At 67.7% G+C, this 21280-nt stretch carries 17 protein-coding genes and 1 pseudogene; 10 read left to right on the forward strand and 8 right to left on the reverse strand.

From position 1 onward, the window contains the following. Positions 1 to 200: pseudogene (locus F3J43_RS13745) on the forward strand (IS3 family transposase); the annotation flags it as partial. 364 nt (positions 201 to 564) lie between these two features. On the opposite strand, the gene F3J43_RS13750 reads toward F3J43_RS13745, so the two are convergent. From F3J43_RS13750 to F3J43_RS13760, 3 genes are all read right to left on the reverse strand, one after another. Then, positions 565 to 1662: an alkene reductase gene (locus F3J43_RS13750; RefSeq protein ID WP_166887080.1), complete on the reverse strand. Its 1098-nt coding sequence runs from the start codon at positions 1660 to 1662 to the stop codon at positions 565 to 567. Positions 1663 to 2012: 350 nt separating this feature from the next. Beyond that, entirely contained in the window at positions 2013 to 3023 is a 1011-nt protein-coding gene (locus tag F3J43_RS13755) for an aldo/keto reductase (protein WP_166887083.1), read from the reverse strand. Between the two features lie 105 nt (positions 3024 to 3128). Further along, positions 3129 to 4661 carry an FAD-dependent oxidoreductase gene (locus F3J43_RS13760; protein ID WP_166887086.1) on the reverse strand — a complete coding sequence of 511 codons (1533 nt, stop codon included), beginning with the start codon at positions 4659 to 4661 and terminating at the stop codon, positions 3129 to 3131. Positions 4662 to 4859: 198 nt separating this feature from the next. Here F3J43_RS13760 and F3J43_RS13765 point away from each other — a divergent pair, with 198 nt between their 5' ends. The 4 genes from F3J43_RS13765 (at position 4860) to F3J43_RS13780 (ending at position 12304) form a co-directional block, all read left to right on the forward strand. Next, positions 4860 to 6011, forward strand: a complete 1152-nt coding sequence (locus tag F3J43_RS13765) for a MexC family multidrug efflux RND transporter periplasmic adaptor subunit (protein WP_166887089.1) — start codon at positions 4860 to 4862, stop codon at positions 6009 to 6011. A gap of 15 nt (positions 6012 to 6026) precedes the next feature. After that, on the forward strand, positions 6027 to 9155 hold the full coding sequence (locus F3J43_RS13770) for a multidrug efflux RND transporter permease subunit (RefSeq protein ID WP_166887093.1): 3129 nt from the start codon (positions 6027 to 6029) through the stop codon (positions 9153 to 9155). A 5-nt stretch (positions 9156 to 9160) separates the two neighbouring features. Further along, positions 9161 to 10558 (forward strand): efflux transporter outer membrane subunit, encoded by a 1398-nt coding sequence (locus F3J43_RS13775; protein WP_286184575.1) that lies wholly within the window; start codon positions 9161 to 9163, stop codon positions 10556 to 10558. Between the two features lie 180 nt (positions 10559 to 10738). Further along, the gene (locus F3J43_RS13780) at positions 10739 to 12304 is read left to right on the forward strand and encodes a sensor domain-containing diguanylate cyclase (protein WP_166887099.1); all 1566 of its coding nucleotides are present in this window, start codon (positions 10739 to 10741) and stop codon (positions 12302 to 12304) included. Between the two features lie 84 nt (positions 12305 to 12388). Here the strand turns inward: F3J43_RS13780 and F3J43_RS13785 are convergent, their stop codons facing one another. Then, positions 12389 to 12895 (reverse strand): GNAT family N-acetyltransferase, encoded by a 507-nt coding sequence (locus F3J43_RS13785; protein WP_166887102.1) that lies wholly within the window; start codon positions 12893 to 12895, stop codon positions 12389 to 12391. A gap of 110 nt (positions 12896 to 13005) precedes the next feature. Between F3J43_RS13785 and F3J43_RS13790 the strand changes: the two genes are divergently transcribed. From F3J43_RS13790 to dksA, 3 genes are read left to right on the forward strand one after another with little or no spacing between them, the layout of a single operon-like run. Then, a complete protein-coding gene (locus F3J43_RS13790) occupies positions 13006 to 13566 on the forward strand; it encodes a gamma carbonic anhydrase family protein (RefSeq protein WP_166887105.1) in 561 nt (186 codons plus the stop codon). A 2-nt stretch (positions 13567 to 13568) separates the two neighbouring features. Beyond that, positions 13569 to 14906, forward strand: a complete 1338-nt coding sequence (locus tag F3J43_RS13795; protein WP_166887108.1) for a dihydroorotase — start codon at positions 13569 to 13571, stop codon at positions 14904 to 14906. A 43-nt stretch (positions 14907 to 14949) separates the two neighbouring features. Then, the gene (gene dksA / locus F3J43_RS13800) at positions 14950 to 15357 is read left to right on the forward strand and encodes an RNA polymerase-binding protein DksA (protein WP_166887111.1); all 408 of its coding nucleotides are present in this window, start codon (positions 14950 to 14952) and stop codon (positions 15355 to 15357) included. Here dksA and F3J43_RS13805 read toward each other — a convergent pair. Then, positions 15354 to 16067: an MgtC/SapB family protein gene (locus F3J43_RS13805; RefSeq protein ID WP_166887114.1), complete on the reverse strand. Its 714-nt coding sequence runs from the start codon at positions 16065 to 16067 to the stop codon at positions 15354 to 15356. The two genes, dksA and F3J43_RS13805, sit on opposite strands and share 4 nt — an antisense overlap. 350 nt (positions 16068 to 16417) lie before the next feature. Further along, the gene (locus F3J43_RS13810; protein ID WP_166887117.1) at positions 16418 to 17188 is read right to left on the reverse strand and encodes a class I SAM-dependent methyltransferase; all 771 of its coding nucleotides are present in this window, start codon (positions 17186 to 17188) and stop codon (positions 16418 to 16420) included. 72 nt (positions 17189 to 17260) lie between these two features. Between F3J43_RS13810 and F3J43_RS13815 the strand changes: the two genes are divergently transcribed. Next, positions 17261 to 17722 carry a sterol desaturase family protein gene (locus F3J43_RS13815; protein ID WP_166887121.1) on the forward strand — a complete coding sequence of 154 codons (462 nt, stop codon included), beginning with the start codon at positions 17261 to 17263 and terminating at the stop codon, positions 17720 to 17722. A gap of 13 nt (positions 17723 to 17735) precedes the next feature. On the opposite strand, the gene F3J43_RS13820 is transcribed toward F3J43_RS13815, so the two are convergent. Further along, positions 17736 to 18635 (reverse strand): bile acid:sodium symporter family protein, encoded by a 900-nt coding sequence (locus F3J43_RS13820; RefSeq protein ID WP_166887124.1) that lies wholly within the window; start codon positions 18633 to 18635, stop codon positions 17736 to 17738. A gap of 164 nt (positions 18636 to 18799) precedes the next feature. Between F3J43_RS13820 and F3J43_RS13825 the strand changes: the two genes are divergently transcribed. Further along, positions 18800 to 19678 carry a Dyp-type peroxidase gene (locus tag F3J43_RS13825; protein ID WP_166887127.1) on the forward strand — a complete coding sequence of 293 codons (879 nt, stop codon included), beginning with the start codon at positions 18800 to 18802 and terminating at the stop codon, positions 19676 to 19678. 123 nt (positions 19679 to 19801) lie between these two features. Here F3J43_RS13825 and F3J43_RS13830 read toward each other — a convergent pair whose 3' ends face one another. Then, positions 19802 to 21115, reverse strand: coding sequence for an alginate export family protein (locus tag F3J43_RS13830; protein ID WP_166887130.1), 1314 nt, complete (start codon positions 21113 to 21115; stop codon positions 19802 to 19804). Positions 21116 to 21280 lie beyond the last annotated feature (165 nt).

A 21280-nucleotide genomic window follows, 5' to 3' on the forward strand; every position in this document is an offset into this window, starting at 1 on the left:
CGCCGATGGAGCGGTTGTTTCGTAGCCTGAAAACCGAATGGGTGCCGACGGTGGGCTACATGACGACGGCGTTGGCCGAGCAGGACATCGGGCGATATCTCATGCAGCGGTACAACTGGACACGGCCACATCAGTACAACGGTTTCGTGCCGCCGGCGGTTGCTGAGGAAAAACTCAATTCTGTGTCCGGGAATTGTTGACCACTACACCCGGCGAACCCATGGCAGCCCTCACGCATCGCGGGCTTCGCCCGCTCCCACAGTTGTTTCGGGCCAGTCTCTCCTGTGGCATTGCCTGGTCCGCCTTGTTGGCATGGCGAGGTTTCAGCGTGGGCGCTGCTGGCGCTTCGCCTGGCTTGAGACATGCACCCAGGCGTACAGCGGTACCCTCACAGGACTGCATCGCCCGAAACAGATGTGGGAGTGGGCGAAAGCCCGCGATGCGCCGCGCGGGCGGCGCTCGATCTCAAGAGCGCTACAACTCTCCCGGCGAACCCATGGCAGCCCTCACGCATCGCGGGCTTTCGCCCACTCCCACAGTTGTTTTACCTTGGTCAGTGAGGCGTCAGGCCTGCCTTAGCCGTGGATAATCCGTATAGCCCTCGGCGCCATTGGCATAGTCGAACTGCGCCCGGTGCTCGTTCAATGGCGCCTGGCGCTTGAGCCGTTCGACCAGGTCCGGGTTGGCGATGAACGCACGGCCAAACGCCACGGCATCGATCAGCCCGCGCTGCAGCAGATCTTCGGCCTTGTCCGCATCGTAGCCACCGGCGGCAACGATCACCCCCGGATACGCCCGGCGGATCGCCTGGCGGAATTCGTCGCGCAGCGGCTTGCCACCCGACCAGTCCGGTTCGGACAGGTGCAGATAGGCCAGGTTGCGCTTGGCCAGCTCGCCGATCAGGTACAGGCCGGCAGCTTCCTGGTCTTCGCCGTTGTCCACGCCGTTGAACCCGCCCAACGGGAAGATGCGGATGCCGACACGCTCGGCGCTCCACTGGGCGATCGCCGCGTCCACGGCTTCGAGAACGATACGCGCACGGTTCTCGACGCTGCCGCCGTAGCGGTCGTCGCGCACGTTGGCGCTGGGGGTGAGGAACTGGTGCAACAGATAGCCATGGGCGGCATGCAGCTCGATGAAGTCGAAGCCGGCCTCGCGGGCATTGGCGGCGGCCTGGCCGAAGTCGGCGACGATGCCGGCGATTTCGGCTTCGCTCAGGGCGCGCGGAGGCGAGGTTTGCACACGAACCACGTTGCGCTGCGCATCCCGCAGCGAGGTGCGGGCATTGGCCGGCAGCGCCGAAGGCGCCACCGGGGCCTGGCCATCGGGCTGCAGCGAGGTGTGCGAGACCCGGCCGGTATGCCAGACCTGCACGGCGCTGTGGCCGCCGTCGGCATGGATGCCAGCGTTGACCTGGCGCCAGCCTGCGATCTGCTCGGCGGTGTGGATGCCCGGCGAGCCGGAGTAGCCCTTGGCCTGGAACGAGATCTGCGTGGCTTCGCTGATGATCAGCCCGGCGCTGGCGCGCTGGCGGTAGTACTCGGCCATCAGCGGCGTGGGCACGTCGCCCGGCTCAAGGCTGCGCAGGCGGGTGAGCGGCGCCATGAAGACCCGGTTGGGCAGGGTGAGGGGGCCGAGTTTGAGGGGGTCGAACAATTTCATCGTAGATACCATCGCAAAGGTGGGTTGATGGCGCGAACGATACCGAGGTGATTGGGGAAAGGGGGGACCGGGTGACCGGCAGCCAGGTCCCCAATGGGGAACATGTGGCTTGCAAGGGTGTTGGACAGCAGGCTGACAGGCGAGGATTTGTCCTTGAAACTCAGCGCTGGGGCTCGATCGTGGGGTAATACGCATCGGCCAATGCGCACCAGGGCTGCTGTGCAGCCCATCGCAGGCTGCGCCAGCTCCCACGGGGATTCAGTGGATCGATCTGGGCTGCTCCTGCTCCCACCAAGGCTGTATCGGCTGTGCCGGGAGCCTGTGGGAGCTGGCGAAGCCTGCGAGCGGCCTCAGGCGCGTGGCAGGCGGCCGCTGACGAAGTGCGCCACGTCGTTGAAGCCTGGTGTCGAGGCGTGCCCCGGGGTCACCAGCGAATCGATGAAGGCTTCGTCCTCGGCACTGATCTTCACTTCCAGCGCACCGGCATAGGTGTCCCACTGCGCCTCGGTGCGCGGCCCGACGATGGCCGAGCTGACCAGGCGGTTGTTCAGCACCCAGGCGATGGCGAACTCGACGATGCCGACGCCCTTGGCCTCGGTATAGGCATGGATCTGCTGGGCGATCGACAGCGACTCCTGGCGCCACTCCACCTCGAGGATTCGCTTGTCCTGGCGCCCGGCGCGGCTGCCGGCGTCCGGCGTCGAGCCTGGTGCGTACTTGCCGCTGAGCACGCCACGGGCCAGCGGACTGAACGGCACCACGCCCAGCCCATGGTAAGCGGCGGCGGTCAGTTGCTCGGGCTCGGCCTGGCGGTTGACGATGTTGTACAGCGGCTGGCTCACCACCGGCTTGGCCACGCCCAGTCGCTCGGCGACGTTGCAGATCTCGGCGATGCGCCAGCCACGGAAGTTGGACACGCCCCAGTAGCGGATCTTGCCTTGGGCCAGCAGGTCGCCGATGGCACGCACGGTTTCTTCCAGCGGCACGCCGTGGTCTTCGCGGTGCAGGTAGTAGAGGTCCAGGTAGTCGGTGCCCAGGCGGGTAAGGCTGGCTTCGAGGGCGTTGAACAGGTGCTTGCGCGACAGCCCGCTGCGGTTCGGCACGCCGTCGACCGGGCCGTAGCCGGCCTTGGAGGCGACGATCCAGTCGTGGCGGTTGCGTGCCACGGCCTCGCCGACGATCTCCTCCGAGCGCCCGCCATTGTAGACGTCGGCGGTGTCGACGAAGTTGATGCCCTGGTCCCAGGCCTTGTCGATGATGCGCAGGGCGTCTTCGTTGCAGGTCTGCTCGCCGAACATCATGCTGCCGAGGGTGAGGGCCGAGACCTGCAGGCCAGACTGGCCGAGGGGGCGGTAGAGCATCGCGAATCATCCTTTTCTGATAGTGAGAGGGAACTTGTTTTACACAGTTCATCCCAGCATTGAAAGGGTGATGGACGCGGCAAGGCCGCTCTGGCCGGTGCGTGCTCAATCCGACCAGGCATCGATCAACGCTCGCGCCTCACGGCTCGACAAGGGTCGCTTCAGGCGTTGCGAGAGCACCGCCATGGCCCGCGAAAAGCCCTTGGCGACCACGGCCTCGACCTGGTCGTCCAGGCACTGCAGGGCGATGAAGTCGCCGTGCTCCGGCTCGCCGACATACTCGATGCGGTTCCAGCCAGTGCCATGGCCGAGTACCTCGTAGGTGCGTCCGTGCTGGTAGGTCCAGAAGAACGGCACGTCGTCGTAGCGGCGCCGCTCGCCGAGCATGTTGGCGGCTGCGATCACCCCGTGCTGCTGGGCCAGGCGCCAGTGCTCGATGCGCGTCGGACATCCGGCCAGGGGGAAGGTGGCGATATCGCCCGCCACCCAGAGGCCGTTGGTGGCCTGCAGGTGGGCATCGACCGGCACCGAACCATCCTCGGCCAGGGCCAGGCCATGCAGGCAGCCAGTGGCCGGCGTGACGCCGGTCGCCAGCAGCACCAGCGCCGTGGCCAGGCGCTCGCCATTGGTCAGTTGCACCGCCGCTACCCGCTCCTGGCCTGCAAAGGCCTGCACCTCGGTCGGGCCGTGGAATACCACGCCCTTGCGTTCGTGCAGCTCGCGCAGGGTACGGGCGATACGTTCGCCCAGCTGGCGGACCAGCGGCAGTGCGTGGCGGGTCACCACATGCACCTGCAGGCCGTACTTGCACAGGGCCGAGGCGGCCTCCAGGCCGATGAAGCCATCGCCGACGATCACCACCGGCTGCCCCGGCTCGGCCAGGTCGAGCAGGCGCGCGGCGTCGTCCCGCGAGCGCAGCACGCAGATGCCGGCCAATTGCACGCCCGGCAGCTCGGGGCGTCGCGGCTTGCCGCCGGTGGCCAGCAGGGCGGCGTCATAGCGCAGTCGCTGACCGTCGGCGAGCAGCAGCTCGCGCTGGCCGGCATCCACTGAGCGGACCTTGCCGTGCAGGCGCTGCAACTGGCCGCGGCGCAGGTCGTCCGGCTCCAGCAGGGTGGGTACTTCGTCGGGGGGCATCTGCCCGGCTATGACGTATTTGCTCAGTGCCGTGCGGTCGTAGGCGTTCGGCTGCTCCTGGTCGATCCACAACAGGCGGCCAGCGAAACCATGGTCGAGCAGGGTCGCCACGGCAGCACTGCCTGCGGCGCCGGCGCCGATCACCACGAAGGTGCGCGCATCGCTGTGACGGGGCGGATGCGCCTCGGCCACGGGCTGGTCGTCGACCCAGACCTGGCCGTCCTTCAACTGCACCGGGTAACGCCGCAGGTCGGCCAGGGCCGGTGGCTCGCACACCACGCCCTCGTCAACGGCGAACGCTGCCTTGTGCCAGGGGCATACCAGCAGGCCAGCGCAGACCACCCCTTCGTCCAGTGGCGCGCCGGCATGGGGGCAGTTGCCCTGGTAGGCGCGTACCTGGTCGCCATGGCGCACCAGGATCAGTTCCTCGGCGCCAGCCTGGACCCGCAGCGGGCGGTGCTCGTCGAGTTGGGCCAGGTCGGCTACGGCATGCAGGGTCATGGGCGTTCTCCAGGGCCGGTGGGCGAGGGGCATCGTGTTCATTTGACGCTAGTCCAGAAAGGAAGTGCGACGGCCCGACGACTGGAGCGACGGAGCTTACAAACCTTCACAAAAAGTTCAAATGAGACAAAATTGACTCAAAGAGTATTGCGAAGTACCATTCGCGCCGTTTTCAAATCAAAGGCTCCGGGTGACGACATGGGCAACTTGCGTGCAATTGGGATGGCCAGCTGGCTGGCGACGGCGATCGCCCTCGCTGGCTGCGGCGCTGCGGACGAACCGCAGGCCATGGCTGAAACGGCGTTTGCGGTGGAAACCGTGACCGTGGCCAGCGAGCAGCTGGCCCTGGCCTCGACCCTGCCGGGTCGGGTCGAACCGATGCGGGTGGCCGAAGTGCGTGCCCGGGTGGCAGGCATCGTCCTGCACAAGCGCTTCGAGGAAGGCGCCGACGTCAAGGCCGGCGACGTGCTGTTCCAGATCGACCCGGCGCCGTTCAAGGCCGCGCTGGCCCGCGCCGAGGGCGATCTGGCCCGGGCCCAGGCCGTGCAGCAGGAGGCTCAGGCCCGGGTCAAGCGCTATGCGCCGCTGGTGAAGATCGAGGCCGTCAGCCAGCAGGACTTCGACAGCGCCACCGCCGAGCTGCGCAGCGCCCAGGCGGCGGTCCGCTCGGCCCAGGCCGACGTGCAGAGCGCGCGACTGAACCTGGGCTATGCCACGGTCACCGCACCGATTTCCGGGCGTATTGGCCGGGCCCTGGCCACCGAGGGCGCACTGGTCGGGCAGGGCGATGCCACGCTGATGGCGCGGATCCAGCAGCTCGACCCGATCTATGTCGACTTCACCCAGTCCGCCGCCGATGCCCTGCGCCTGCGCCAGGCCCTCAAGGACGGCGCCCTGGCCAGTGGTGACGACAAGGCCCTGACCGCCCAGGTCGAAGGCACCGACTACCAGCGCCAGGGCGCGCTGATGTTCACCGATGTGGCGGTCGACCGTAGCACCGGCCAGGTGACCCTGCGCGGTCGTTTCGACAACGCCGACGGCATTCTGCTGCCCGGCATGTATGTGCGCGTGCGCACTCCGCAGGGCACCGACCAGCAGGCCATCCTGGTGCCGCAGCGCGCGGTGCAGCGTGGCAACGACGGCGAGGCACGGGTGATGGTGGTCGGTACCGGCAACCTGGCCGAGGCCCGCAGCGTGCGCACCGGCGTGATGCAAGGCTCGCGCTGGCAGATCACCGAGGGGTTGCGCGCGGGCGACCAGGTCATCGTCGGCAGCCCGGCCGGCCTGGCCGCGGGCATGCCGGTGCTACCGGCCCAGGCCCAGCAGGCGCAACAGGCCGCGGCGCACTAAGACGAGGTTAGCGAGATGTCCAAGTTCTTCATCAATCGGCCGAACTTCGCCTGGGTCGTGGCGCTGTTCATTTCCCTGGCCGGCCTGCTGGTGATCCCGGCACTGCCGGTGGCCCAGTACCCCAGCGTGGCACCGCCGCAGATTTCCATCAACGCCGCCTACCCGGGCGCGTCGGCCAAGGTGATGGTCGAGTCGGTGACCAGCATCATCGAGGAGTCGCTCAACGGCGCCAAGGGCCTGCTGTACTACGAGTCCACCAACAACTCCAACGGCGTCGCCGAGGTGCTGGTGACCTTCGAGCCGGGCACCGACCCGGACATGGCCCAGGTCGACGTGCAGAACCGCCTGAAGAAGGCCGAGGCGCGCATGCCCCAGGCCGTGCTGACCCAGGGGCTGAAGGTCGAGCAGGCGAGCTCCGGTTTTCTGTTGATCTACGCCCTGACCAGCAAGGCGGGCGACAAGGGTGATACCACCGCCCTGGCCGACTATGCCGCGCGCAACATCAACAACGAGCTGCTGCGCGTGCCTGGCGTGGGCAAGTTGCAGTTCTTCGCCTCGGAAGCGGCGATGCGGGTGTGGGTCGATCCGCAGAAACTGGTGGGCTATGGCTTGTCCATCGACGACATCGGCAACGCCATCCGTGGCCAGAACGTCCAGGTACCGGCCGGCAGCTTCGGCAGCACGCCGGGCGCCAGCGAACAGGAGCTGACCGCGACCCTGGCCGTGCAAGGCACCCTGGAAACCCCCGAGGCGTTCGCCGGTATCGTCCTGCGCGCCAACCCGGACGGCTCCAGCGTGCGCCTGGGCGATGTCGCGCGCATGGCCATCGGTAGCGAGAACTACAACCTGTCCGCACGCCTTGACGGTCATCCGGCCGTGGCCGGCGCGGTGCAGCTGGCGCCCGGCGCCAATGCCATCCAGACCGCGACGCTGGTCAAGGAGCGCCTGGCCGAGCTGTCGCAGTTCTTCCCGGAAGGCGTCGAATACTCGGTGCCCTACGACACCTCGCGCTTCGTCGACGTGGCCATCGAGAAGGTGATCCACACCTTGATCGAAGCCATGGTGCTGGTGTTCCTGGTGATGTTCCTGTTCCTGCAGAACGTGCGCTACACCCTGATCCCGTCGATCGTGGTGCCGGTGTGCCTGCTCGGCACGCTGATGATCATGAAGCTGCTCGGCTTCTCGGTGAACATGATGACCATGTTCGGCATGGTACTGGCCATCGGCATCCTGGTGGACGACGCCATCGTCGTGGTGGAGAACGTCGAGCGCCTGATGGCCGAGGAAGGGCTGTCGCCAGTGGCGGCGACGATCAAGGCGATGGGGCAGGTGTCCGGGGCGATCATCGGCATCACCCTGGTGCTGTCGGCGGTGTTCCTGCCACTGGCGTTCATGTCCGGCTCGGTAGGGGTGATCTACCAGCAGTTCTCGGTGTCGCTGGCGGTGTCGATCCTGTTCTCCGGCTTCCTCGCCCTGACCTTCACCCCGGCGCTGTGCGCCACCTTGCTCAAGCCGGTGCCTCACGGTCACCACGAGAAGGGCGGTTTCTTCGGCGCGTTCAACCGCGGTTTCGCCCGCCTCACCGAGCGCTACTCGGTGATGAACAGCGCCCTGGTAGCCCGCGCCGGGCGCTGGATGCTGGCCTATGTCGGGATCCTGGTGGTGCTCGGCTATTCCTACCTGCGCCTGCCGGAAGCCTTCGTGCCTGCCGAGGACCTGGGCTACAGCATCGTCGACGTGCAGTTGCCACCGGGCGCCAGCCGGGTGCGCACCGACCACACCGCCGAAGCGCTGGAGCAATACCTGATGTCCCGCGAGGCGACGGCCAACTCGTTCATCGTCAGTGGCTTCAGCTTCTCGGGCCAGGGTGACAACGCCGCGCTGGCGTTCCCTACCTACAAGGACTGGTCCGAACGCAGCAAGGCGCAGTCGGCCGAGGCGGAGACCGCGGCGATCAACGCGCGGTTCGCCGCCAACGGCGACGGTACCATCACCGCGGTCATGCCGCCGCCGATCGACGGCCTGGGCAACTCCGGCGGTTTCGCCTTGCGCCTGATGGACCGTGGCGGCCTCGGCCGCGAGGCCTTGCTGGCCGCCCGTGACCAACTGCTGGCCCGCGCCAACGGCAACCCGGTGATCCTCTACGCGATGATGGAAGGCCTGGCCGAGGCGCCGCAGCTGCGGGTGCAGATCGACCGCGAGAAGGCGCGCGCCCTGGGCGTGAACTTCGAGTCGATCAACAACACCCTGGCCACTGCTTTCGGCTCGGCGGTGATCAACGACTTCACCAACGCCGGGCGCCAGCAGCGCGTGGTGGTGCAGGCCGAGCAGGGCGAGCGGATGACCCCGGAAAGCGTGCTGCGCCTCTATGCGCCGAACGCCAGCGGCGAGCAGGTGCCGTTCAGCGCCTTCGTCACCACCCGTTGGGAAGAGGGCCCGGTGCAACTGGTGCGCTACAACGGCTACCCGTCGATCCGTATCGCCGGTGATGCCGCACCGGGGCACAGCACCGGCCAGGCGATGGCCGAGATGGAGCGACTGGTCAGCGAACTGCCGCCGGGAATCGGCTATGCCTGGACCGGCCTGTCGTACCAGGAGAAGGTCTCCAGCGGTCAGGCCGCCGGCCTGTTCGCCCTGGCCATCCTGGTGGTGTTCCTGCTGCTGGTGGCGTTGTACGAAAGCTGGGCGATCCCGTTGACGGTGATGCTGATCGTGCCGATCGGCGCCCTGGGCGCGGTATGGGCGGTGCTGCTCACCGGCATGCCCAACGACGTGTACTTCAAGGTCGGGCTGATCACCATCATCGGCCTGGCGGCGAAGAACGCCATCCTGATCGTCGAGTTCGCCAAGGAACTGTGGGAGAAGGGCTACAGCCTGCGTGACGCCGCCATCGAGGCCGCCCGCCTGCGCTTCCGTCCGATCGTCATGACTTCCATGGCCTTCATCCTCGGCGTGGTGCCACTGGCCATCGCCACCGGTGCCGGCGCAGCCAGCCAGCGCGCCATCGGCACCGGGGTGATCGGCGGCATGCTCAGTGCCACCCTGCTGGGCGTGGTGTTCGTGCCGATCTGTTTCGTCTGGGTGCTGACGCTGCTCAAGCGCAAGCCGGCGCCTGTGCAACACGCTGTCGAGGTGGCGAAGTGATGGTCATGCGTAATCTTGCAATACCCTTCGCCCTGGCATTGGCCTTGGCCGGTTGTTCCCTGGCGCCGACCTACCAGCGCCCCGAAGCGCCGGTGGCCGCCGCCTGGGGCGACGCCGCAGGGCACCAGGGGCCAGCGCTGGCGCAGTTGGACTGGCAGGCGTTCATCGTCGATCCGGCGCTGCGCCAGCTGGTCGGCACGGCCCTGGACAACAACCGTTCGCTGCGCCAGACCCTGCTCGACATCGAGCAGGCCCGTGCGCAGTACCGTATTCAGCGGGCCGACCGCTTGCCTGGCCTGAGCGCCGGCGCCTCGGGCAATCGCCAGCACCTGCCGGCGGACCTGTCGAGCACGGGGCGTGAAGGGGTCAGCAGCACTTACCAGGTCGGCCTTTCGCTGCCGGAATACGAAGTCGACCTGTTCGGTCGGGTCAAGAGCCTGAGCGATGCGGCGCTGGAGCAGTACCTGAGCACCGAGGAGGTCGGCCGCGCCGCGCGCATCGCGCTGATCGCCGAGGTCAGCCAGGCCTACCTGACCCTGGACGGCGCCGAGCGGCGCCTGGCACTGACCCGTCAGACCCTGTCCAGTCGCGAGGACTCGCTGGCGCTGGTCGGCCAGCGGCGTTCGGCCGGCACGGCCACCGCGCTGGACCATCAGGAAGCACTGGGGCTGGTCGAACAGTCCCGGGCCGAGCTCGAGGCGACCGTGCGTCAGCAGCGCCAGGCCTATAACGCGCTGGTCCTGCTGCTGGGTAGCGCCGAGGCGGGCAAGGCCATTCCGACCGCGCGCTCGGCCGAGCCGATGGTCCTGCAGGACATCGCGCCAGGCGCGCCATCGGCGCTGATCGAGCGACGTCCGGACATCCTCGCCGCCGAACACCGGCTGCGGGCGCGCAATGCCGACATCGGTGCGGCGCGGGCGGCGTTCTTCCCGCGGATCAGCCTGACCGGCAGCTTCGGCACCTCCAGTGCGCAGATGTCGGGCCTGTTCGATGGCGGCTCGCGCAGTTGGAGCTTCATGCCACAACTGTCGCTGCCGCTGTTCGACGGCGGACGCAACAAGGCTGGCCTGAGCCTGGCCGAGGCGCGCAAGGACTCGGCAGTGGCCGCCTACGAGGGCACCATCCAGACCGCCTTCCGCGAAGTGGCCGACGCCCTGGCCGGCACCGATACCCTGCGCCGCGAGGAAGCGGCGCGCCGGGCCCTGGCCGATACCAGCCGGGCCACCCTGGCGCTGGCCAAGGCCCGCTACGAGGGTGGCGTGGACAACCATCTGCGCTACCTGGATGCGCAGCGCAACAGCTATGTGAATGAAGCGGCCTTCATCGAGGCCAGCACCCAGCGCCAACTGGCCCTGGTCGACCTGTTCCGCGCCCTCGGCGGCGGCTGGCCGGCCAAGGGCTAGGCAACGACTCCTTTGGTTGGATGATCCAGCCGTTACAGCCCCTGGGCCACGTGCCCCGGGGCTTTTTTTTGCCTGCGCGACTGGATGACGCCCGGCAGGACGGTGCCAAGGCCCGGGATTCGGGCGGCGGGCGCTGAACTATAGTCATGGGCGGCAGATGCCAGACGACAAGGGACTTCAATGCGCACAGCCAGGAACAAGACTGAAGACGGCCTGTTCGCGGTGACCGGCGAGGGCCGCGCCGTGTCGCTGTTTCGCCTGGTGCTCAGCTTCATGGCGGTGGTGATGCTGGCCTTCGTGCTGATCGAAGGCTGGCGGATCTGGCGCGATTATCGCCAGGTGTTCATCAATGCCGAGAACGCGGTGACCAACCTGGCCCGGGCCACCGCCCAGCACGCCGAGGACGCCATCCGCCAGGTCGATGCCATCACCGCCGCGCTGGCCGAGCGCCTGGAGGGCGACGGTTTCGAGCATATCGACCGGCCACGCCTGCACGCGCTGCTCAAGCAGCAGGCAGCGATCATGCCGCAGTTGCACGGCCTGTTCGTCTATGGGCCCGACGGCAGCTGGATCGTCACCGACAAGGACGTGGTGCCGGCCGGCGCCAACAACGCCGACCGCGACTATTTCATCTACCACCGCACCCATCCCGGGCGCGAGGTGCGCATCGGCTCGGTGGTGCGCAGCCGCTCCACTGGCGATCTGATCATTCCCATCTCGCGGCGCCTGGACCGCCCCGACGGCAGTTTCGCCGGCGTGTTGCTGGGCACCATCAAGGTCGACTGGTTCGTGCGCTACTACGGTGACTTCAAGATCGACGAGCGCGGCGCCCTGGTACTGGCCAAGCGTGACGGCACCATCCTCGTGCGCCGGCCGTTCGTCGAGAAGGTGATCGGCCGCAGCCTGGCCAGCAGCGATATCTTCCGCCATTACCTGCCCTATGCCAGCGAAGGCGTGGCCGAAGCCGTGGCGGTGGTGGACGGCACGCCACGGCTGTATGCGTTCCGGGCCTTGTCGAGCTACCCGCTGGTGGTGGAAGCGGGGCTTTCACGCGAGTCGATCATCGCCCCCTGGCGCCACGACATGCTCAAGTCGGTGGTGGTGCTGTTGCTGTTATTGGTGGGCCTGGCCGCGTTCGGCTGGGTGGTGCTGCGCCAGTTGCGCGAACGGATCGCCATCGAACGGGCCTTGCACCAGGCACATCAGACCCTCAAGGCCATGGCCCTGACCGACAGCCTGACCGGCCTGGGCAACCGCCGACGGCTGGATGCGGTGCTCGAAGCGGAGATCCGTCGGGCACGGCGCCAAGGCTACGCGCTGGCGCTGGTGCTGTTCGACCTGGACTACTTCAAGGCCTACAACGACCGTTACGGCCATCCGGCGGGGGACCAGTGCCTGCGACGCTTTGGCGCGTTGCTGCAACAGGCGCTCAAGCGCCCGGGCGACCTGGCGGTGCGCTACGGTGGCGAGGAGTTCGTGGTGCTGCTGCCCAACACCGATGTCCAGGGCGCCAGCCAGATCGTCCAGGAGATCCTGCAACTGTTGCGCCGCCAGGCCATGGTCCATGACGGCAGCCCGGTGGGACTGGTATCGGCCAGTGCGGGCATCGCGGTGGGCAGGCCGGGCCTGGAGGCGGTTACGCCGGAGAACCTGGTGGCGGCGGCCGATGCTGCGCTTTACGAGGCCAAGCGCCAGGGGCGCGACCGCTACTGCGTGGCGGCGGGGATCGAGGCGGGAGCAGGCTGAGCATCGCGGGGCAAGCCCGCGCCCATGAAGCCCGTGCGCGGGAGTGGGCCAGGTTGCCCTGGTCCTTGGCGAGCCCCAGGCACCTCAGCTCAGTACCAGCGCCATGGCGCAGCGGCCTTCCAGGCCATGGGCTCTTTCTGCGGCCAGGATCGCAGACAAGCGCGCATCAAGCTCGGCCAGTGGCAGCACGCAAAAGCCGAGACGTTCGTAGAACGGCCGATTCCAGGGCACGTCGGCAAACGTGGTCAGGGTCACCGAGTGCAGCCTTTGCAGGCGGGCCTGCGCCAGCGCCTGTTCCAGCAACTGCCGTCCCAGCCCCTGGCCTTGGGCCGCCTGGCCTACCGACAACTCGTGCACGTGCAGGGCAGTGCCGACCACCTCGGCGCACAGAAAGCCGACGAGGCAGTCCTGGTCATCCACCGCCACCCAGCTGGTTCCGGCGTCGAGCAAGCGCTGGTGCTCGCTTGCCTCCATCACCTCACTGTCCGCCAGCCAGGCCAGCCCCGGCACCTGCCGGAACGTCTGGGCGGCGGAGCGCTCGATGGCAGGGAGATGGGCGAGATCCTTGGCGAGGGTAGGGCGTATGGGCATGACGGCGGCTGCGTGGCGTGGTGGGCCGCAGAGCGTAGCGCATAAATGGGGTTGCAAGTAGGGTGTTATAACGTAACATTTATGACTTTCCCCACCAGCAGGTCTTCCCCGTGATCCGCAGAAACCCTTCCGGCCATCTCCCTGAAATCGCCGAGTCGGCCTACATCGACCACACCGCGATCATCTGCGGCAAGGTGATCATCCATGACAACGTGTTCGTCGGTCCCTACGCGGTGATTCGCGCCGACGAGGTCGACGCCGACGGCGACATGCAGCCGATCGAGATCGGTGCCAACTCGAATATCCAGGACGGCGTGGTGATCCATTCCAAGTCCGGCGCGGCGGTGCGTATCGGCCAGTACAGCTCCATCGCCCACCGCTCCATCGTGCATGGTCCCTGCGAGGTCGGCGACCGGGTGTTCATCGGTTTCAACAGCGTGCTGTTCAACTGCCGGGTGGGCGACGGCAGCGTGGTGCGGCACAACTCGGTGGTCGATGGCCGCGACCTGCCGCCGCGCTTCTACGTGCCGCCCACCGAGCACATCGGCCCGCACACCGATCTCGACCGTTATCCGCCGGTCAGCGTGTCGGCCTCGGAGTTCTCCGAGGACGTGGCACGCACCAACATCGACCTGGTCCAGGGCTACAAGGCCCTGCAGAACGAGTTCTGAACATGGACACGCTGCTGCTGCGCAACGCACGGTTGGTCAACGAGGGGCGTGAGTTCGACGGCGACCTGCTGGTGCGCCGTGGGCGCATCGAGCGGATCGCCGCCAGCCTGGAGAATGTCCGGGCCAGTCGGGAGATCGACGCCAACGGCGCCTGGCTGTTGCCGGGAATGATCGACGACCAGGTGCACTTTCGCGAGCCGGGGGCTGAGCACAAGGGCAGCATCGCCAGTGAGTCGCGGGCGGCGGTGGCAGGTGGCATCACCAGTTTCATGGACATGCCCAACACCAACCCGCCGACCCTGAGCCTCGACGCGCTGGCCGACAAGAAGCGCCGGGCGGCGGCCGGTTCGCTGGCCAACTACGGCTTCCACTTCGGTGTCAGCCGCGACAACCTCGAGGTCATCGCCGCCCTCGACCCGCGCGAGGTGGCGGGGATCAAGGTGTTCATGGGCGCTTCCACCGGCGACCTGCTGGTGGACGATCCGCAGGTGCTGGAGAAGCTGTTCGTGCATGCCCCGACCCTGGTCCTGGCCCATTGCGAACACACCCCGAGCATCCTCGACAACGAAAGCCACTGGCGCCTGCGCCATGGCGAGTTCATCCCGCCAGCCGCGCACCCGCTGATCCGCGATGCCGAGGCCTGCTACCGCTCATCCAGCCTGGCGGTGGCACTGGCGCGGCGCTTCGGTACCCGCCTGCACGTGCTGCACCTGACCACCGCCCGCGAACTGGCGTTGTTCGAGCCGGGGCCGGTCACGGGCAAGCGCATCACCGCCGAGGTGTGCGTGCACCATCTGCTGTTCGACGACAGTGACTACGCCCGTCTCGGCCACCTGATCAAGTGCAACCCGGCGATCAAGACCGGCAGCGATCGCGAGGCGCTGCGCCAGGCGCTGGCGTGCGGGCGCATCGATGTGATAGGCACCGACCATGCGCCGCACACCCTGGAGGAAAAGCGCCGGGTCTACACCCGTGCCCCCGCTGGCCTGCCGCTGGTGCAGCACGCCTTGCCGGCGGCGCTGGAGCTGGTGGCCGACGGGGTGCTGAGCATGGCGCAACTGGTCACCCGGACCAGCCATGCGGTGGCCGAGCTGTTCGCCATCCGCGAACGCGGCTTCTTGCGTGAGGGCTACTGGGCCGACCTGGTGCTGGTCGAGCGCCTGGCCACGCCACGGGCCGTGGCCGACGAGCCGGTGCTGGCGCGTTGCGGCTGGACGCCGTTCCAGCAGCGCAGCTTCCGCCATGGCGTGCGCAGCACGGTGGTGTCGGGGCAACTGGCCTGGCATGAGGGCCAGGTGCAGGCTCAGTGCCAGGGGCTGCCATTGATGTTCGACCGTTGAGCGAGGGCGCCGCAGCGCGGCACCGTCATCCAAGGAGTGAGCCATGAATCAAGACGAACTGCTGCGCCAACCCGCCAGCGCCTACATGAACGAACCCCAGCGCCAGTTCTTCCGCAACCTGCTGCTGACCCAGCGTGACGATTTGCAGGCGCGCATCGAGCAGGAGTTTCGCGCCCTGCGTGAGCAGGAGGTGCACAGCGATCCCGCCGACATCGGTAGTGCCGAGGAGGAGCGCCACTGGCAACTGCGTTCGCTGGAGCGCGAGAAGAAGCTGCTGGACAAGATCGACCAGGCGCTGGAGCGCCTGGCCCGTGGCGATTACGGCTGGTGCGCCGAGACCGGCGAGCCGATCGGCCTGCGCCGTCTGCTGCTGCGGCCCACCGCCAACCTGTGCATCGAGGCCAAGGAGCGCCAGGAGCTGCGCGAGCGGCACCGCCGTGACGACGGCTAGTCGCCGCTCAGGGCCTGGGCCTGCAGTTGCCAGCGCACCGAGCTGACGCCTTTCTCCAGGCTCACCCGGCTGACCAGACGCTCCAGCGAGGTTGGCGCCTGGGGCGTGCCGAGCAGTTCGGCGCGCACTTCAAGGCGTGCCGGGTTGGCCAGGTCTTCGCTGTGCAGCGATTGCAGGCGCAGGCCTGGGTCGCTGAGGCTGTGCAGCATCAGGCTGCGGACCTGGATCTCGTCTTCGGCGCGGCAGACGATGCGCACTTCATAGTGCTGCTCGACCTCGCTGGCCGGTACCACCTCCTGGCGATCCAGGCGCTGGGCGATATCGCGCAGCAGGATGTTGGCGCACAGCACCACCAGGCTGCCCAGCGAGGCCTCGAGCAGCAGGCCGAGGCTGCACAGCACGCCGACCGCGGCGGTGCACCAGAGGGTGGCGGCGGTGTTCAGGCCGCGCACGTTGAAGCCGTCGCGCATGATCACGCCCCCCCCGAGAAAGCCGATGCCCGAGACCACGTAGGCAGCGATGCGCGAGGCATCGGTGGGGGCCATGCCTGGCACGGCCTGGGTCATCAGCACGAACAGGCAGGCGCCGGTGCTGACCAGCGCGTTGGTGCGCAGGCCGGTCAGGCGCTGACGCAGTTGACGTTCGGCGCCGATCAGCGCGCCGAGCACCAGGGCCACGCTGACGCGCAGCAGGAAGATTTTCCAATCCATAGCGATACCTCGTTCCGCGGGCGTGTGCCCGCACAGGCGCCGACCGCGAAGGCGGCGCGGATGACAACGAAAGAATGCGCAGGACCACGAGCCATCATGCCGGCAAGGCGTCTGGCTGGAGTTCGAGAAGGAGGGACCGGGCCATATGGGGGCCGGGGGAAACCACCGTCTACCGAGTGCGGCGAGACAGTGGCAGGGACGCTGCCGGACTAGCTCGCCGTGTGGGCCTGTCGCAATCGACTGGGGCTACTGTCCAATGCAGGGGTCTCCTGTCTGGGGAATGCATGAGTGCGGGGCGGACCATACGCCTCGACCCGGGCGGGGTCAAGGCGCGGAACGTGACAATTGCGTTAATCCAGGCGCTGGCAGACGAAGGCCTGGGTCTGGTAAGGGAAGGCGACTTGTGGCTGGTCCTTGAGTGTCGGATGGGTGTCGATCAGCGCGCGTAGCCGGGCCATCACCCGATCCTGCTCGGCCTCGGGCAGCGCGGCGATGAAGCTGACCGAGCGCAGGCGCTCGAGGATGACGGTCGCGGGGCTGCCGATGTGGGCATGGGGCAGGCTGGTCAGTTGTGGCGCGGTGAAGAAGCGGCCATCGAATGCGTCGCGCCAGCGACCGGTGTGAAAGCGTGGGGTATCGCCTTCGTAGGGGGTGATGATGCGGGTGATCTGCGCTACCCAGTCCACCGATTCGTCGCGCACGTTCCAGATCAGCCCCAGGCGTCCGCCAGGAGCCAGCACCCGGTGGATTTCGGCCAGCGCGGCCGGGTCGGCGAACCAGTGGAACGCCTGGGCGCAGACCACCACCTGCTGGCTGGCATCGGCCAGTGGCAGGTGCTGGGCGGTGCCGTCGAGCACTGGCACGCCAGGCAATTGAGCGCAGAACTGCGCGCGCATCGCCGCCACCGGCTCGACCGCAGTGAGGCGTGGCCCGAGCTGGGCGAGCAGGCGGGTGAACTTGCCGGTGCCGGCGCCGAGGTCGAGCACCTGGGTGTCGCGGGCGATGCCGAGCGTGTCGCCCAGCCAGCCGAGCAAGGCCTGCGGGTAGTCCGGGCGGCCCTGCTCGTAGTTGCCCGACTGGCGGGTATAGCCGGTGCTGGCCGCACTGTGTACATCCTTCATGGAAAATCCCTCCGAATGACCTGTGGGCAATGTTACCCTTGCGCCCTTCGTTGCCAACCCCCGGATCGTCCCATGCTGTTCAATCTCGCCGTGCTGTTCGGCACCCTGGTGGCCATGGAGGGCGTCGGCACGCTGGCCCACAAGTACGTCATGCATGGCTGGGGCTGGTGGCTGCACCGCTCGCACCATGAACCACAACTGGGCATGCTGGAGACCAACGACCTGTACTTGCTGGCCCTTGGGCTGATCGCCCTGGCGCTGGTGGCCGTGGGCAAGGCCGGGCACGCGCCGCTGCAGTGGGTCGGCGCCGGAGTGGCGGGGTATGGCGTGGCCTATGTGCTGGCCCACGATGGTTTCTTTCACCGTCACTGGCCGCGTGCGCCGAGGCCGGTCAACCGCTACCTGCGGCGCTTGTACCGCGCGCACCGCTTGCATCATGCGGTGAAGGGGCGCCAGGGCAGCGTGTCGTTCGGCTTCTTCTATGCGCCGCCGCTGCGGGTGCTCAAGCGCCAGTTGCAGCGGCGGCGTGGCTGAAGGCCAGGCGTGGTCAGTTGACGCTTTGCTGGCTGGCGCTTGCCTGTGCTGGCCGGTGCCCCCGGCTCACCCACCAGCCAAACCCCGCGGCGGTGAAGAACATGATCAGGCTGTAGATCGCCGCTGGCACGGCCATGGTGGCGTTGTTCAGCAATGACGGGCTCAGGGCCAGGGCGATGGCCAGGGTGCCGTTGTGGATGCCGACCTCCATGCCGATGGCGATCGCCTGGCGCCGGGGGATGCTCAACAGGCGTGGCACCCAGTAGCCCACGCCCAGGCTGAGCAGGTTGAACAGCAAGGCGGCGCCGCCGACCACGGGCGCATACTCGACCACCGTCTGCCAGTCCTTGGCCAGCGCCAGGACGATGGTGAAGGCCAGGAACAACGCTGCCACCAGTTTCATCGGCTTCTCCATGCGCGCGGCGAAGCCCGGCGCCCAGCGGCGAACCAGCATGCCCAGCGCCACCGGCAGCAGGACGATGGCGAACACCTGCATGACCTTGGCGAACTGCAGCGGGATGGCCTGGTCCGAGGCCATGAACCAGCTCAGCGACAGGTTCACCAGCAGCGGCATGGTGAGGATGGCGATCAGCGAATTGACCGCCGTGAGGGTGATGTTCAACGCCACGTCGCCATGGGCCAGGTGGCTGAACAGGTTGGCGGTGGTGCCGCCCGGCGAGGCGGCCAGCAGCATCAGGCCCACCGCCAGCGCCGACTCCAGGCCGAAACCGTTGGCGATCAGGAAGCACACCAGCGGCAGCAGCAGGATCTGGCAGGCCAGGCCGATCACCACTGGCCTTGGGTACTTCACCACCCGGGCGAAGTCGGCGAGGGTCAGCGATAGCCCGAGGCCGAGCATGATGATGCCCAGGGCGAGAGGCAGGACGGCGGTCAGCAACGGCGAGGCGGTCATGGACGGGTACTCGGGCGGGGGATCCCGGGGAGTGTAGGTGGCCGCGCCGCGATGGCTAACCGCAGTGGCAGCGGCGTGGTAACCATTTGTTACCAGGGTGCCGCGTTGCGGTACCGCGCCCGGCACAGTAGCATTCGCGCTTTTCACCGAAGGATTCGTCTGCCATGCCGTTCCAGCAAGGTCTGCTTGCCACTCCGGTGCCGGCCCATGCCCGCCACCTGTTCTTCGCCCTCGATTCGCTCGAGGCCTTGCCTGCCGTTCTGGACCAACTGATTCCCCAGGTCGATGGCCAGCGCCTGATCCTCGCCGTCGGTGCGCCGCTGGCCAAGGCACTGGGCCGTGACGTGCCCGGTCTGCGGGCGTTCCCGCAACTGGACGCGGTGGTGGAGAACCCGGCGACCCAGCACGCCTTGTGGCTGTGGCTGCGTGGTGAAGAGCGCGGCGAGCTGTTCCTGCGTGCCGAGGCGCTGCGCCAGGCACTGGCCCCGGCCTTGCGCCTGGTCGACAGCGTCGATGGTTTCCTGCACCGCGGCGGGCATGACCTGACAGGCTACGAGGACGGTACCGAGAACCCGGTGGACGAGGACGCCGTGGCCGCGGCCATCGTCCCGGGCGACGTGGCGGGCCTGGCCGGTTCCAGCTTCGCTGCCTTCCAGCTGTGGAAGCACGACCTGGGTTACTTCAAGTCGCTGCCCCAGGACGAGCAGGACAACATCATCGGCCGCCGCCTGAGCGACAACGAGGAACTCGACGACGCGCCGGCATCGGCCCATGTCAAGCGCACCGCGCAGGAGAGTTTCGAGCCCGAGGCCTTTGTCGTTCGGCGTTCGGTGGCCTGGGCCGACGAGCGTGGCGCAGGGCTGGCGTTCGTCGCCCTGGGCTTCTCGCTGGATGCCTTCGAGGTGCAACTGCGGCGCATGAGCGGGTTGGAGGACGGTGTTGTCGATGGCCTGTACCGCTTCAGCCGGCCGTTGAGCGGTGGCTACTACTGGTGCCCGCCGATGGCTGAAAACGGTGCCGACCTGCGTCTGCTGCTGGGCTGATCTGGCGTAGCCGGCGCCGTTATCGCGGCGCCTGGTTCGCCGGCAAGGCTGGCTCAGGAGCCGGCCTTGCCGGCGAACACCGGCTCATGCGTTTCCACGCGCTCAGGCCGACGGCCCGGATGTTCAGAACGGCATGGCCACCGTCAGCTGGCTGTACACATTGGTCCCGCTGCCTACCTGGTTGCCGCCGTTGCCCTGGTCTTTGTTCGGCTTGAACAACCCCAGCAGCGGGGTGACGATCAGGTGCTCGTTCACCGCCCATTCCACATACAAGTCCAACTCCCGGGCATCGAGATTGAGGGTGTCGCGGGTGCGCACGGTATTGAAGTCGAAGAACAGCGCGCCCACGGTCAGGTCGCTGCGGGGCGTTGCCTTCAGGCCGACATGGTGGATGGCGCTGTTGCTGTTGAACGGACCGGCATAGTTGCCCGCCACCTCGCCCTGGATCCAGGTCCCATAGCCACTGGACAGCCCGGTGAACAACAGGTCCCAGCCAGCTGAATAGCGGGTATAGCGGTAAGTCAGCTGCGGCGCCCAGGGGGCTTCGGCGAAGGTGTAGCCGGCCTCGCTGTACCAGGCGGTCTCGCGTCCGCCACGCTTGTCCTGCCAGGCATATTCGAACGCCAGGCGGGTGTTGCTCAGCCCGACGCTGCCTTCGCCGCGCAGGCTGTACACGTTCATGCCTTCGCGCGCTTTCTGGAACTCGCTGGCCCACTGGTCGGCGACGTCGATGCCGTGCAGGTAGGTCAGGCCGAGGGTGCCCAGCGGGTGGGTGTAGTCCAGGGTACCGGCAGCCAACTCGGTCTCGGCCTGGGCGCGGTTGTCGGACTTGAGCCACAGCACGCTGCCGTGCAGGCCTTCGCTGCCGCCCAGGCGCAGCACGGCGGTACGGTCGAAGGCGTGGCGGGCGCCGAGATAGAAGCCGCCACCGCGATTGAGATGGCCGTCGGCCGGCCGCTTGCCGAGGTTGGGGCCATCGTCGTTGACCAGGAAGCCGCTGCCCAGGCGGATCACCTGGCGGCCGCCGGAGATGTCCACGCCATCCTGCCCCAGCAGCGGGAACAGGTCGCCGGAGCGCCAGCCCAGGTAGGCATCCTCGATCTTGGTGGTGCGCTCACTGCCATCCTGGTTGCCGCCGGCGTCGCCATCGCCCCAGGCGCCGGAACTGACCCAGTTCAGCGCGCCATACAGGCGGCCATTGCCTGCCAGGCCCTGGTCGCCGCTGAAACCGTACTTGATGAAACCTTCGCGCCAGGTCGAGCCGCCGGGTCTGCCGTCGTAGTTGTGACGGCTGTTGAACATGCCCCAGACCGCCAGCAGGTCGGCGTTGAGGTGGCTGTCGTCGTCGGCATGAAGTTCGTAGGCCGGGCTGGCCGGGCCGTGCACCAACAGGGCCAGGGCGCTGGCCAGGGCAGTGCGGCGTGGAGTCAGACGCATGGATCGTTCCTCGTTTGTTGTGTGCGGTCTTGGGTGCCGCGTCGTTGTGGAGGCAGGGAGCAGGTATTAGCGCGTGGAAGGTGGGGTGGGGTCTTGCCTGTGGCTGCCAGCGGGCTTGGCTGTCGCCGCCACGTGGCGCAGACGCTGCGCCACGTGGCGGGCCGG

Source organism: Pantoea sp. Cy-639, from assembly GCF_011752525.1.
Lineage (GTDB): Bacteria > Pseudomonadota > Gammaproteobacteria > Pseudomonadales > Pseudomonadaceae > Aquipseudomonas.

What these genes read in the sequence shown, in the direction of transcription:
- F3J43_RS13765 (WP_166887089.1), top strand. Translation starts at nt 4,860, where the DNA reads ATGGGCAACTTGCGTGCAATTGGGATGGCCAGCTGGCTGGCGACGGCG.
- F3J43_RS13795 (WP_166887108.1), top strand. Translation starts at nt 13,569, where the DNA reads ATGGACACGCTGCTGCTGCGCAACGCACGGTTGGTCAACGAGGGGCGT.
- dksA (WP_166887111.1), top strand. Translation starts at nt 14,950, where the DNA reads ATGAATCAAGACGAACTGCTGCGCCAACCCGCCAGCGCCTACATGAAC.
- F3J43_RS13755 (WP_166887083.1), bottom strand. Translation starts at nt 3,023, where the DNA reads ATGCTCTACCGCCCCCTCGGCCAGTCTGGCCTGCAGGTCTCGGCCCTC.
- F3J43_RS13830 (WP_166887130.1), bottom strand. Translation starts at nt 21,115, where the DNA reads ATGCGTCTGACTCCACGCCGCACTGCCCTGGCCAGCGCCCTGGCCCTG.
- F3J43_RS13750 (WP_166887080.1), bottom strand. Translation starts at nt 1,662, where the DNA reads ATGAAATTGTTCGACCCCCTCAAACTCGGCCCCCTCACCCTGCCCAAC.
- F3J43_RS13825 (WP_166887127.1), top strand. Translation starts at nt 18,800, where the DNA reads ATGCCGTTCCAGCAAGGTCTGCTTGCCACTCCGGTGCCGGCCCATGCC.
- F3J43_RS13770 (WP_166887093.1), top strand. Translation starts at nt 6,027, where the DNA reads ATGTCCAAGTTCTTCATCAATCGGCCGAACTTCGCCTGGGTCGTGGCG.
- F3J43_RS13820 (WP_166887124.1), bottom strand. Translation starts at nt 18,635, where the DNA reads ATGACCGCCTCGCCGTTGCTGACCGCCGTCCTGCCTCTCGCCCTGGGC.
- F3J43_RS13760 (WP_166887086.1), bottom strand. Translation starts at nt 4,661, where the DNA reads ATGACCCTGCATGCCGTAGCCGACCTGGCCCAACTCGACGAGCACCGC.
- F3J43_RS13815 (WP_166887121.1), top strand. Translation starts at nt 17,261, where the DNA reads ATGCTGTTCAATCTCGCCGTGCTGTTCGGCACCCTGGTGGCCATGGAG.
- F3J43_RS13775 (WP_286184575.1), top strand. Translation starts at nt 9,161, where the DNA reads ATGCGTAATCTTGCAATACCCTTCGCCCTGGCATTGGCCTTGGCCGGT.
- F3J43_RS13785 (WP_166887102.1), bottom strand. Translation starts at nt 12,895, where the DNA reads ATGCCCATACGCCCTACCCTCGCCAAGGATCTCGCCCATCTCCCTGCC.
- F3J43_RS13805 (WP_166887114.1), bottom strand. Translation starts at nt 16,067, where the DNA reads ATGGATTGGAAAATCTTCCTGCTGCGCGTCAGCGTGGCCCTGGTGCTC.
- F3J43_RS13780 (WP_166887099.1), top strand. Translation starts at nt 10,739, where the DNA reads ATGCGCACAGCCAGGAACAAGACTGAAGACGGCCTGTTCGCGGTGACC.
- F3J43_RS13810 (WP_166887117.1), bottom strand. Translation starts at nt 17,188, where the DNA reads ATGAAGGATGTACACAGTGCGGCCAGCACCGGCTATACCCGCCAGTCG.